Origin of the sequence: Klebsiella sp. GG_Kp175 (assembly GCF_040062325.1) — a bacterium.
GTDB lineage: Bacteria > Pseudomonadota > Gammaproteobacteria > Enterobacterales > Enterobacteriaceae > Klebsiella > Klebsiella quasipneumoniae.
In genome coordinates, this window is sequence record NZ_JBEAFX010000023.1 from 21,351 (window position 1) to 34,254 (window position 12,904).

A 12,904-nucleotide genomic window follows, 5' to 3' on the forward strand; every position below is an offset into this window, starting at 1 on the left:
CGGGGTTATTTCTGCGCCTTGTTGGGGGAAGCATGAGATGCAGCGATCCCTCTCCAGAGCCGTCGCGCCGAAGATAAAGCAGCAGCAGTAATCCCATGATTCATCAGGTATTTTGAATATATCCTCTTTGAATTGATTATTTTTTGATATGAGTAGAAGTTTTACCCATATATAAAGAAAGGTTTTTTGAGGTGATAGATTAATGGATATTTTGTTTGAATTAATTGCTAAAAAATTGCAGCCTGGATATGGCGTAAATGTAATTAAAGACGGGTACCGCGGAGAACAGGCAATAAAAAAGCCGGTCAGGAAACCTGACCGGCTTTTCAGCAGTGCATCAACGATTAATCGTTGTCAGAACCGCCCAGACCTGCGTTCAGCAGCTCTGCCAGGTTGGCAGATGCTTCTTCCACGCTCACCTGCGGTGCCGCCGGCAGTTCGCCAGCAGCGCGACGGCGCATACGATCCTGGTGGTACGCATAACCGGTACCGGCCGGGATCAGACGACCCACGATGACGTTCTCTTTCAGACCGCGCAGTTCGTCGCGTTTGCCCGCAACGGCTGCTTCGGTCAGCACGCGAGTGGTCTCCTGGAACGATGCCGCGGAGATGAAGGACTCGGTGGCCAGAGACGCTTTGGTGATACCCAGCAGATCACGGGAGAACGTTGCGCCCACTTTGCCGTTCGCTTCCAGTTCGCGGTTCGCGATCTTGACGCGGGAGTATTCCACCTGCTCGCCTTCGAGGAAGTCGGAGCTGCCTGCGCTTTCGATGGTGGCTTTACGCAGCATCTGACGAACGATAACTTCGATGTGTTTATCGTTAATCTTAACGCCCTGCAGACGGTATACGTCCTGGACTTCGTTAACAATGTAACGGGTCACAGCATGTACGCCACGCAGACGCAGAATGTCGTGCGGCGCTTCCGGACCGTCGGAAACCACGTCACCACGTTCTACACGTTCACCTTCGAACACGTTGAGCTGACGCCATTTCGGAATCATCTCTTCGTACGGTTCGCTACCGTCTACCGGGGTGATAACCAGGCGACGTTTCCCTTTGGTTTCTTTACCGAAGGAAATGATACCGCTGATTTCAGCCAGGATTGCCGGCTCTTTCGGACGACGTGCTTCGAACAGGTCCGCAACGCGCGGCAGACCACCGGTGATGTCCTTGGTACCGCCGGATTCCTGCGGAATACGCGCCAGGGTGTCACCAGAGCTGATCTGTACGCCATCTTCCAGCTGAACAATCGCTTTACCCGGCAGGAAGTACTGAGCAGGCATATCGGTACCTGGGATCAGAACGTCGTTGCCCTGAGCATCAACGATTTTCAGCGCCGGACGCAGATCTTTACCACCTGCGGTACGTTCTGCAGAGTCCAGAACCACCAGCGAAGACAGACCGGTCAGCTCGTCGGTCTGACGAGTAATGGTCTGGCCGTCGATCATGTCAGTGAAGCGGATGAAACCACTCACTTCGGTGATAACCGGCATGGTGTGCGGATCCCAGTTTGCGACGGTTTCACCGCCGGCAACCTGCTCACCGTCGCCTTTCGCCATAACCGCACCGTAAGGCACTTTATAGCTCTCTTTGGTACGACCGAATTCGTCGATCAGTTTCAGCTCGGTGTTACGGGAAGTGATAACCAGTTTACCGCTGGAGTTCACAACCGACTTCGCGTTGCTGAGCTTGATGCTACCTTTGTTTTTCACCTGGATGCTGGATTCAGCAGCCGCACGAGATGCCGCACCACCGATGTGGAACGTACGCATCGTCAGCTGTGTACCCGGCTCACCGATGGACTGTGCCGCGATAACGCCGATAGCCTCACCTTTGTTGATGATGTGGCCACGCGCCAGGTCACGACCATAGCAGTGCGCACATACACCAAAGTCGGTGTCACAGGATACAACGGAACGCACTTTGACGGAGTCAACGGAGTTCGCTTCCAGCAGGTCACACCAGTGCTCGTGCAGCAGCGTGTTGCGTGGAACCAGAATATCCGCGGTACCCGGCTTCAGCACGTCTTCCGCAGTCACACGACCCAGTACGCGATCGCGCAGCGGCTCTTTAACGTCGCCACCTTCGATAACCGGCGTCATGGTGATGCCTTCCAGGGTGCCGCAGTCGTCTTCAGTGACGACCAGGTCCTGGGCAACGTCGACCAGACGACGAGTCAGGTAACCGGAGTTCGCTGTTTTCAGTGCGGTATCCGCCAGACCTTTACGCGCACCGTGCGTGGAGATGAAGTACTGGAGTACGTTCAGACCTTCACGGAAGTTCGCGGTGATCGGCGTTTCGATGATGGAGCCATCCGGCTTCGCCATCAGACCACGCATACCGGCCAGCTGACGAATCTGTGCAGCAGAACCACGCGCACCGGAGTCGGCCATCATGTAGATGCTGTTGAAGGAAACCTGCTGCTCTTCCTGACCGTCACGGTTAATCACGGTTTCGGTTTGCAGGTTATCCATCATCGCTTTGGATACACGATCGTTCGCCGCAGCCCAGATATCGATAACTTTGTTGTAGCGTTCGCCCGCGGTCACCAGACCGGACTGGAACTGTTCCTGAATCTCAGCAACTTCCGCTTCCGCTTCGCTGATGATTTCGTATTTTTTCTCCGGGATGACCATGTCATCGATACCAACGGATGCACCTGAACGCGCTGCGTAAGCAAAGCCGGTGTACATCGTCTGGTCCGCGAAAATAACGGTCGGTTTCAGGCCCAGAATACGGTAACAGGTGTTCAGCATCTTGGAGATCGCTTTCTTACCGAGCGCCTGGTTCACGATAGAGAACGGCAGACCTTTCGGTACGATCATCCACAGAATGGCACGGCCAATGGTCGTGTCTTTCAGGCTGGTTTTCGCGACAAACTCACCATTGTCGTCTTTTTCGTATTCAGTGATACGCACTTTAACGCGCGCATGCAGAGAGGCCAGGCCGGCGCGATAAATACGCTCAGCTTCTTTCGGGCCAGTCAGCACCATGCCTTCGCCTTTGGCGTTAACACTGTCACGGGTCATGTAGTACAGACCCAGTACAACGTCCTGAGACGGAACGATGATTGGTTCGCCGTTCGCCGGGGACAGGATGTTGTTGGTAGACATCATCAGCGCACGCGCTTCCAGCTGGGCTTCCAGCGTCAGCGGTACGTGAACAGCCATCTGGTCACCATCGAAGTCGGCGTTGTATGCCGCACAAACCAGCGGGTGCAGCTGGATGGCTTTACCTTCGATCAGAACCGGTTCGAATGCCTGAATACCCAGACGGTGCAGGGTCGGCGCACGGTTCAGCAGAACCGGGTGTTCGCGGATCACTTCGTCCAGGATATCCCAAACGACAGCTTCTTCGCGCTCAACCATCTTCTTAGCGGCTTTGATGGTGGTGGCCAGGCCACGCAGTTCCAGCTTGCCGTAGATGAACGGTTTGAACAGCTCCAGCGCCATTTTCTTCGGCAGACCGCACTGATGCAGACGCAGGTATGGACCTACGGTGATAACAGAACGACCGGAGTAGTCAACGCGCTTACCGAGCAGGTTCTGACGGAAACGACCCTGTTTACCTTTGATCATATCGGCCAAAGATTTCAGAGGACGTTTGTTAGAACCGGTGATCGCACGACCGCGACGACCGTTGTCCAGCAGGGCATCTACCGCTTCCTGCAGCATACGTTTTTCGTTGCGTACGATGATATCCGGCGCAGCCAGATCCAGCAGACGTTTCAGACGGTTGTTACGGTTGATCACGCGACGATACAGATCGTTGAGGTCAGACGTCGCGAAACGACCGCCATCCAGCGGAACCAGCGGACGCAGATCTGGCGGCAGTACCGGCAGAACGGTCAGGATCATCCACTCCGGCTTGTTGCCAGACTGTACGAAAGCTTCCAGCAGCTTAATGCGCTTGGTCAGCTTTTTACGCTTGGTTTCGGAGTTGGTTTCGTTCAGCTCTTCACGCAGCTGCTCGCACTCCTGCTCCAGATCCATATTGCGCAGCAGCGCCTGGATCGCTTCCGCACCCATCTTCGCGTCGAATTCGTCACCGAACTCTTCCAGCGCGTCCAGGTACTGTTCTTCCGTCAGAATCTGGTTGCGTTCGAGGTTGGTCATGCCACCTTCGATAACCACATAGGATTCAAAGTACAGTACACGTTCGATATCGCGCAGCGGCATATCCAGCAGCAGGCCGATACGGGACGGCAGAGATTTCAGGAACCAGATGTGCGCAGTCGGACATGCCAGCTCGATGTGGCCCATGCGCTCACGACGCACTTTAGTCTGGGTCACTTCAACGCCGCACTTCTCACAGATCACACCGCGGTGTTTCAGGCGCTTGTACTTACCGCACAGGCACTCATAGTCTTTTACCGGCCCAAAGATACGGGCGCAGAAAAGGCCGTCACGCTCAGGTTTGAACGTACGGTAGTTAATGGTTTCCGGCTTTTTAACTTCACCGAAAGACCATGAACGGATCATGTCTGGCGAAGCCAGAGCAATTTTGATCGCATCAAACTCTTCGGTTTTAGTTTGCGCTTTCAGAAACTTTAATAAGTCTTTCACGGATTTGCTCCCGTCGGAGTTAGCACATTCCGCTGCCGGGCGTTAACCCGGCAGCAGTGACCTGTTTGAGCGAGAATTACTCGTCTTCCAGTTCGATGTTGATGCCCAGCGAGCGAATTTCTTTCAACAGTACGTTGAAGGATTCCGGCATGCCCGGTTCCATCTGGTGATTGCCGTCCACGATGTTTTTATACATCTTAGTACGACCGTTCACGTCATCAGACTTAACGGTGAGCATTTCCTGCAGGGTGTAAGCTGCGCCGTATGCTTCCAGCGCCCACACTTCCATCTCACCGAAGCGCTGACCACCGAACTGCGCCTTACCACCCAGCGGCTGCTGAGTAACCAGGCTGTAAGAACCGGTGGAACGCGCGTGCATTTTGTCGTCGACCAGGTGGTTCAGTTTCAGCATGTACATGTAACCCACGGTTACCGGACGCTCGAACTGCTCACCGGTGCGGCCGTCGAACAGGGTGATCTGACCGGAAGTCGGCAGGTCGCCCAGCTGCAGCAGCGCTTTAATTTCCGCTTCTTTCGCACCGTCGAACACCGGCGTTGCGATCGGCATACCTTTACGCAGGTTTTCAGCCAGACGCAGAACTTCTTCATCGCTGAAGGTATTCAGGTCAACTTTCTGACGAACGTCAGCGCCCAGATCGTAGGCACGCTGGATGAACTCGCGCAGTTTCGCGACTTCCTGCTGCTGTTTCAGCATGGCGTTGATCTTATCGCCGATGCCTTTCGCAGCCATACCCAGGTGAGTTTCCAGGATCTGACCGATGTTCATACGAGACGGTACGCCCAGCGGGTTGAGGACGATATCTACCGGCGTACCGTTAGCATCGTGCGGCATATCTTCGATCGGGTTGATCTTAGAGATAACACCCTTGTTACCGTGACGACCCGCCATCTTGTCACCAGGCTGGATACGGCGTTTAACGGCCAGGTATACCTTAACAATCTTCAGCACGCCCGGTGCCAGATCGTCGCCTTGGGTGATTTTGCGGCGTTTCGCTTCGAGTTTTTTCTCGAACTCGTGTTTCAGTTCGTCGTACTGCTCAGCCAGCTGTTCCAGCTGATTTTGTTTCTCTTCGTCGGTCAGGCCCAGTTCCAGCCAGCGATCGCGCGGCAGTTTGTCGAGCTTCTCAGCTTCAACGCCACCGGAGACCAGCACCGCGTAGATACGACTGAACAGACCGGCTTCGAGGATCTGCAGTTCTTCAGACAGGTCTTTTTTGGCCTGCTTCAGCTGCATCTCTTCGATTTCCAGCGCACGTTTGTCTTTTTCTACGCCGTCACGGGTAAAGACCTGAACGTCGATAACGGTACCAGAGACACCGTTCGGTACGCGCAGAGAGGAGTCTTTAACGTCAGACGCTTTCTCACCGAAGATCGCACGCAGCAGTTTCTCTTCCGGCGTCAGCTGGGTTTCACCTTTCGGCGTAACCTTACCAACCAGAATGTCGCCGCCGGTCACTTCCGCACCGATATAAACGATACCGGACTCATCCAGTTTGGAGAGCGCAGCTTCACCCACGTTCGGGATGTCAGCGGTGATCTCTTCCGGCCCCAGCTTGGTGTCACGGGACACGCACGCCAGTTCCTGAATGTGGATAGTGGTGAAACGGTCTTCCTGGACAACACGCTCGGAAACGAGGATGGAGTCTTCGAAGTTGTAGCCGTTCCACGGCATGAACGCTACGCGCATGTTCTGACCCAGCGCCAGCTCACCGAGGTCGGTGGACGGGCCGTCGGCCAGCACGTCGCCGCGCTCAATAGGTTCGCCCAGGGACACGCAAGGCATCTGGTTGATGCAGGTGTTCTGGTTAGAACGGGTGTACTTAGTCAGGTTATAGATGTCGATACCTGCTTCGCCCGGGTACATCTCGTCTTCGTTAACTTTGATAACGATACGGGAGGCATCCACGTACTGAACAGTACCGCCACGTTTAGCCACCGCAGTAACACCGGAGTCGACGGCCACAGCACGTTCCATACCGGTACCAACCAGCGGCTTATCAGCGCGCAGAGTCGGAACGGCCTGACGTTGCATGTTTGCACCCATCAATGCACGGTTGGCGTCATCGTGTTCCAGGAACGGGATCAGGGACGCACCGACGGATACCACCTGCTGGGTGGATACGTCCATGTAGTCAACCTGGTCACGGCTGAACAAGCTGGATTCGCCTTTGCTACGGCAGGTCACCAGGTCTTCTACGAAGTGGCCGTTTTCATCCAGGTTGGAGTTCGCCTGAGCGATAACGTAGTTGCCTTCTTCGATAGCAGACAGGTAGTGAATTTCGTCAGTAACCACACCGTCGGTCACTTTACGATACGGCGTCTCAAGGAAGCCATATTCGTTGGTCTGCGCGTACACGGACAGGGAGTTGATCAGACCGATGTTCGGACCTTCAGGCGTTTCGATTGGACATACGCGACCATAGTGAGTCGGGTGTACGTCTCGAACTTCGAAGCCTGCGCGCTCACGGGTCAGACCGCCTGGGCCGAGTGCGGAGATACGACGTTTGTGCGTGATCTCAGACAGCGGGTTGTTCTGGTCCATAAACTGAGACAGCTGGCTGGAACCAAAGAACTCTTTCACTGCTGCGGAAATCGGCTTGGCGTTGATCATATCCTGAGGCATCAGGGTATCCAGATCGCCCAGAGACAGACGCTCTTTCACCGCACGCTCTACACGTACCAGGCCAACGCGGAACTGGTTCTCCGCCATTTCGCCAACGGAACGGATACGACGGTTACCGAGGTGGTCGATATCGTCCACTTCGCCTTTACCGTTACGGATATCGATGAGCTTCTTCATCACTTCAATGATGTCGTCTTTGCTCAGGATACCGGAACCTTCGATTTCGTCGCGCAGCAGAGAACGGTTGAACTTCATACGACCAACCGCGGACAGATCGTAGCGGTCTTCGGAGAAGAACAGGTTCTCAAACAGGCTTTCAGCGGCTTCACGAGTCGGCGGCTCGCCAGGGCGCATCATGCGGTAGATTTCTACCAGCGCGCTCAGACGATCGTTAGTCGGGTCGACGCGTACCGTTTCAGAGATGTATGGACCGTGGTCCAGATCGTTAGTGAACAGCGTTTCGATGCGCTTGTGGCCAGACTGGCTCAGCTTAGCCAGCAGATCCAGGCTCAGCTCCATGTTCGCCGGGCAGATCAGTTCGCCAGTCGCTTCATCGATATAGTCTTTAGCCGCCACTTTGCCCGCGATATATTCAACCGGCACTTCGATATGCTTGATATCGTCTTTTTCCAGCTGACGGATATGACGAGCCGTGATGCGACGGCCTTTCTCAACGTACACTTTGCCGTTGGCTTCGATATCGAAGGAGGCGGTTTCGCCGCGCAGACGCTCCGGAATCAGCTCCATCTGCAGCTTGTTGTCGCGAATTTCAAAGACCACTTTTTCGAAGAACAGGTCAAGGATCTGCTCAGTGGTGTAATTCAGCGCGCGCAGGATGATGGTAGCCGGCAGCTTACGACGACGGTCGATACGAACGAACAGGTTGTCTTTCGGGTCGAATTCGAAGTCCAGCCAGGAACCACGGTAAGGGATGATGCGTGCGTTATACAGAACCTTACCGGATGAGTGAGTCTTACCTTTGTCACTGTCAAAGAAGACGCCCGGGCTACGGTGCAGCTGAGAAACGATAACACGCTCGGTACCGTTGATGACAAAGGTACCGTTGTCGGTCATGAGCGGGATTTCGCCCATGTAGACTTCTTGTTCTTTAATGTCTTTGACGGTGCCTTCCGGCGCTTCGCGCTCGTAGATCACCAGACGCAGTTTTACGCGCAGCGGTGCAGAGTAAGTCACGCCACGGATCTGACATTCTTTAACGTCAAAAACCGGTTCGCCCAGACGGTAGCTGACGTATTGCAGCTCGGAATTACCGCTGTAGCTCTGAATTGGGAATACGGAACGGAAAGCAGCTTCCAGACCATACTGCCCTTCAGGATCTTGCTCGATAAACTTCTGGAACGAGTCAAGCTGGATAGAAAGGAGATATGGCACATCCAGAACTTGTGGACGTTTACCAAAATCCTTACGAATACGTTTTTTCTCGGTATAGGAGTAAACCATAGGGTTCCTCAGCTCGCTGACAAGTCGACCCATCTGCCCGCAGAGGGCAGTTTTTTATGCAACACTATTTTGTTGACCGGAAAATGGAACACTTTCCGCAATGCCTGTTGCTATCACGCTTAAACCATTTCATTGCGATTTACACAGCCCAGGAACCCTAACCTGTCGCAGTATATTAAGTCGTCGATAGAAACAAGCATTGAGAGGCAAACCAGTAGTCAAACAGCGTGAAACGCTACTGGCGCCTTACAGCGCAAAAAGGCTGGTGACCAAAAAGTCACCAGCCTCAGCCTGATTTCTCAGGCTGCAACCGGAAGGGTTGGCTTATTTAACTTCAACTTCAGCGCCAGCTTCTTCCAGAGATTTTTTCAGAGCTTCAGCGTCGTCTTTGCTGATGCCTTCTTTCAGTGCAGCCGGAGCAGATTCTACCAGGTCTTTAGCTTCTTTCAGACCCAGGCCAGTCGCGCCACGTACTGCTTTGATAACAGCAACTTTGTTAGCGCCAGCAGCTTTCAGAATTACGTCGAATTCAGTTTTTTCTTCAGCAGCTTCAACCGGGCCAGCAGCTACAGCTACAGCAGCAGCAGCGGAAACACCGAATTTTTCTTCCATTGCAGAGATCAGCTCAACAACGTCCATTACGGACATAGCGGATACTGCTTCAATGATTTGATCTTTAGTGATAGACATTTAAATTGTTCCTGAATATCAGAATAAGTTTATACGTAAGCGAATGCTTTACAAAGATAACTGCGATTAAGCAGCTTCTTTCGCATCGCGTACAGCAGCCAGAGTACGAACCAGTTTGCCAGCCGAAGCTTCTTTCATGGTTGCCATCAGGCGTGCAATTGCTTCTTCGTAGGTCGGCAGAGTTGCCAGGCGGTCGATCTGCGACGCCGGGATCAGCTCACCTTCAAAGGCAGCGGCTTTGACCTCAAATTTTGCATTCGCTTTCGCGAACTCTTTGAACAGACGAGCAGCAGCGCCCGGGTGTTCCATAGAGTATGCAATCAGGGTCGGACCAACAAACGTGTCTTTCAGGCACTCGAACTGAGTACCTTCAACGACGCGGCGCAGCAGGGTGTTACGAACAACACGCATGTATACGCCAGCTTCACGACCTGCTTTACGCAGTTCAGTCATTTTATCTACAGTTACGCCACGGGAATCCGCAACTACTGCAGACAGCGCGCCTTTGGCTACTTCGCTGACTTCAGCAACAATCGCTTGTTTGTCTTGAAGATTTAAAGCCATTAGCTTTGCTCCTGGATGTTTGCCAGAGCCTATGCTCTGGAACTCACTTCACTCAATTCAACGAAAAGAGCGTCTAAATACGGTGAGCAGAAACAAGCCAGAATATCCAAAAATAATCTTAGCGTTCTGTCACCGTCTACGCAGGGCATTAAGTTTCTTGCGAAACACCTGCGGTCTTCGACGGAGGTCTGGATAGGCCAGACTCCAACGAACAATTCGGTTACCTGCTAACCTTAGTTAGCAAACGTGGGCGAAGATTGTAGACAAAATCACCGCCCACGTAAAGGCATTAGTTTGCAGAAGCGTTCAGGCCAGCCTGATCTACTGCAACACCTGCACCCATGGTGGTGGAGATGCTAACTTTCTTGATGTACACGCCTTTCGCCTGAGTCGGTTTTGCTTTTTTCAGCGCAACCAGCAGAGCTTCCAGGTTTTCTTTCAGTTTGTCAGCGTCAAAGTCCACTTTACCGATGGTGGTGTGGATGATGCCGTTTTTGTCGTTACGGTAACGAACCTGACCTGCTTTCGCGTTTTTAACCGCTTCAGCAACGTTCGGAGTTACGGTACCCACTTTCGGGTTCGGCATCAGGCCACGCGGACCCAGAACCTGGCCCAGCTGGCCAACAACGCGCATTGCATCCGGGGAAGCAATAACAACGTCAAAGTTCATTTCGCCTTTTTTGATCTGCTCAGCCAGATCTTCCATACCTACCAGCTCAGCGCCTGCAGCTTTAGCAGCTTCAGCGTTTGCGCCCTGGGTAAATACGGCTACGCGAACGGAACGGCCAGTACCGTGCGGCAGTACAGTTGCGCCACGGACGTTCTGGTCAGATTTACGAGCGTCGATGCCGAGGTTAACGGCAACGTCTACGCTTTCGGTAAATTTAGCGGTGGCCAGCTCTTTCAGCAGAGCGATGGCTTCGTTGATGTCGTACTGTTTAGTTGCATCAACTTTCTCACGGATCACGCGCATGCGCTTGGTCAGTTTAGCCATTTCTTAGTCCTCCACTACCAGGCCCATGGAACGTGCAGTACCTTCGATGGAGCGAGTCATCGCTTCAATGTCGGCACCAGTCATGTCGGCAGCTTTGGTCTGCGCGATTTCCTGCAGCTGAGCGCGGGAGATTTTACCCACTTTATCTTTGTTCGGCTTACCGGAACCAGACTTGATGCCTGCAGCTTTCTTCAGCAGAACAGCAGCCGGCGGAGTCTTGGTAACAAAGGTAAAGGAACGGTCAGCGTAAACGGTGATAACAACCGGGATCGGCAGACCTTTCTCCAGGGAATCAGTTTTGGCGTTGAACGCTTTGCAGAATTCCATGATGTTCACGCCCTGCTGACCCAGTGCTGGGCCGACCGGCGGGCTCGGGTTCGCCATACCAGCTGCAACCTGCAGCTTGACGTAGGCTTGGACTTTCTTAGCCATTCTTAAATCCTCAAATTGGGTATTAACGCTTCAGAGAAGCTCCCCGTGATTAAACATCGTTTTACGGGCCGGGCCCATAAAAACAAAAGGCGCGAAATTGTATGCCAATTTCGCGCCCTATGCAACGATTAAATCGCTGCTTTTTTGATCGCCGGCTTACGCCTTCTCAACCTGGCTGAAGTCCAGTTCTACCGGAGTCGCACGACCGAAGATAGAAACGGAAACTTTCAGGCGGGACTTCTCATAGTCCACTTCTTCAACCACACCGTTAAAGTCAGCGAACGGACCGTCGTTAACGCGAACCATTTCGCCCGGTTCAAACAGCGTTTTCGGACGCGGCTTATCGCCAACCTGCTGCAGACGATTCATGATGGCGTCGACTTCTTTGTCGCTGATCGGCGCCGGACGGTCAGAGGTACCGCCGATGAAGCCCATCACGCGCGGCACGCTGCGCACCAGGTGCCAGCTTGCGTCGTTCATGACCATCTGGACCAGAACGTAGCCTGGGAAGAATTTACGTTCGCTTTTGCGACGCTGGCCGCCACGGATCTCAACCACTTCTTCGGTCGGGACCATGACTTCGCCAAATAACTCTTCCATGTTGTGTAATTTGATATGTTCACGCAGCGACGTGGCTACGCGACCTTCAAAACCGGAAAACGCCTGAACGACGTACCAGCGCTTTTTAGGAGCTTCAGACATCTCAGAACCTCAGGCCAGTGATAAAGGAGACCAGGCGAACCAGAATACCATCCAGTCCCCACAGGATCAGTGACATTACTGCAGTCACAGCAGCAACAATCAGCGTAGTATGCAGCGTTTCCTGGCGAGTCGGCCAAATCACTTTACGAACTTCGGTTCTCGCTTCGCGAGCAAAAGCAACGGTCGCCTTACCTTTCGTCGTCAACAGCGCGACGCCACCGGCAGCAGCAATAAGAATAACCACGGCCAGCGCACGCACCGCCAGCATAATGTCGCGATAAAGGAAGTTGCCCACGATCGCCACGATCAGCAGCACGGCAACGATAATCCACTTCATCGCTTCCAGGCCGCGCCCGCTCCCTTGAGCTTCGGTATTCGCACTCATAAACCAACCTGTCAGAAGTATTCTACAAACAATTTCACCCCGCGGGGGCGAGGCGATCCAAACCGAAATTAAGTTTCGGATTATACACTTAACTATTCAAATTGCTTCAACGCTGACGGTTTTGTCGCCCCTGCCCTGCTAACGCAAAGGAGGATGCTGATTGCCGTCGCACTATCGCTCGAATGGTTTGGTGTATAAACGCCCTCTTCAGAGCCTGTCTCAGCAATGATTATGACAAATAAAATCACTGATGAGCCAGGTTCTGGTGTGAAAGCGTGCAAAAAGGGCATCAAATGATGCCCTTTTATTGCGCATTGCGTCAAATGTTATCAGCGATTAGCCGAGAACTTTAGCAACCACGCCCGCGCCAACGGTACGACCGCCTTCACGGATTGCGAAACGCAGACCATCGTCCATCGCGATCGGGTGGATCAGGGTAACAACCATTTTGATGTTGTCGCCCG

8 protein-coding genes and 1 pseudogene are annotated in these 12,904 nt (G+C 53.4%); all 9 read right to left on the reverse strand.

Annotated features, from left to right (window positions below; all coding sequences use genetic code 11):
• Positions 1-344 precede the first annotated feature (344 nt).
• Entirely contained in the window at positions 345-4,568 is a 4,224-nt protein-coding gene (gene rpoC, locus ABLU73_RS22395) for a DNA-directed RNA polymerase subunit beta' (RefSeq protein WP_004206757.1), read from the reverse strand.
• A gap of 76 nt (positions 4,569-4,644) precedes the next feature.
• Positions 4,645-8,673, reverse strand: a complete 4,029-nt coding sequence (rpoB, locus tag ABLU73_RS22400; RefSeq protein WP_004206758.1) for a DNA-directed RNA polymerase subunit beta — start codon at positions 8,671-8,673, stop codon at positions 4,645-4,647.
• A 324-nt stretch (positions 8,674-8,997) separates the two neighbouring features.
• Positions 8,998-9,363 (reverse strand): 50S ribosomal protein L7/L12, encoded by a 366-nt coding sequence (gene rplL / locus ABLU73_RS22405; RefSeq protein ID WP_002884142.1) that lies wholly within the window; start codon positions 9,361-9,363, stop codon positions 8,998-9,000.
• 66 nt (positions 9,364-9,429) lie between these two features.
• Positions 9,430-9,927: a 50S ribosomal protein L10 gene (rplJ, locus tag ABLU73_RS22410; protein WP_001207203.1), complete on the reverse strand. Its 498-nt coding sequence runs from the start codon at positions 9,925-9,927 to the stop codon at positions 9,430-9,432.
• A 289-nt stretch (positions 9,928-10,216) separates the two neighbouring features.
• Positions 10,217-10,921: a 50S ribosomal protein L1 gene (gene rplA, locus ABLU73_RS22415; RefSeq protein WP_002884036.1), complete on the reverse strand. Its 705-nt coding sequence runs from the start codon at positions 10,919-10,921 to the stop codon at positions 10,217-10,219.
• Positions 10,922-10,924: 3 nt separating this feature from the next.
• Positions 10,925-11,353, reverse strand: a complete 429-nt coding sequence (gene rplK, locus ABLU73_RS22420; RefSeq protein ID WP_002884034.1) for a 50S ribosomal protein L11 — start codon at positions 11,351-11,353, stop codon at positions 10,925-10,927.
• 156 nt (positions 11,354-11,509) lie between these two features.
• Positions 11,510-12,055 (reverse strand): transcription termination/antitermination protein NusG, encoded by a 546-nt coding sequence (nusG, locus tag ABLU73_RS22425; protein ID WP_001287521.1) that lies wholly within the window; start codon positions 12,053-12,055, stop codon positions 11,510-11,512.
• 1 nt (position 12,056) lies between these two features.
• The gene (secE, locus tag ABLU73_RS22430; RefSeq protein ID WP_002883772.1) at positions 12,057-12,440 is read right to left on the reverse strand and encodes a preprotein translocase subunit SecE; all 384 of its coding nucleotides are present in this window, start codon (positions 12,438-12,440) and stop codon (positions 12,057-12,059) included.
• A 336-nt stretch (positions 12,441-12,776) separates the two neighbouring features.
• A pseudogene (tuf, locus tag ABLU73_RS22435) lies at positions 12,777-12,904 on the reverse strand (elongation factor Tu); the annotation flags it as partial.

Excerpts from the sequence above, each read along its gene's own strand:
- rplA (WP_002884036.1), bottom strand. The coding sequence starts at position 10,921 with ATGGCTAAACTGACCAAGCGCATGCGCGTGATCCGTGAGAAAGTTGAT.
- rplL (WP_002884142.1), bottom strand. The coding sequence starts at position 9,363 with ATGTCTATCACTAAAGATCAAATCATTGAAGCAGTATCCGCTATGTCC.
- rplJ (WP_001207203.1), bottom strand. The coding sequence starts at position 9,927 with ATGGCTTTAAATCTTCAAGACAAACAAGCGATTGTTGCTGAAGTCAGC.
- secE (WP_002883772.1), bottom strand. The coding sequence starts at position 12,440 with ATGAGTGCGAATACCGAAGCTCAAGGGAGCGGGCGCGGCCTGGAAGCG.
- rpoB (WP_004206758.1), bottom strand. The coding sequence starts at position 8,673 with ATGGTTTACTCCTATACCGAGAAAAAACGTATTCGTAAGGATTTTGGT.
- rplK (WP_002884034.1), bottom strand. The coding sequence starts at position 11,353 with ATGGCTAAGAAAGTCCAAGCCTACGTCAAGCTGCAGGTTGCAGCTGGT.
- nusG (WP_001287521.1), bottom strand. The coding sequence starts at position 12,055 with ATGTCTGAAGCTCCTAAAAAGCGCTGGTACGTCGTTCAGGCGTTTTCC.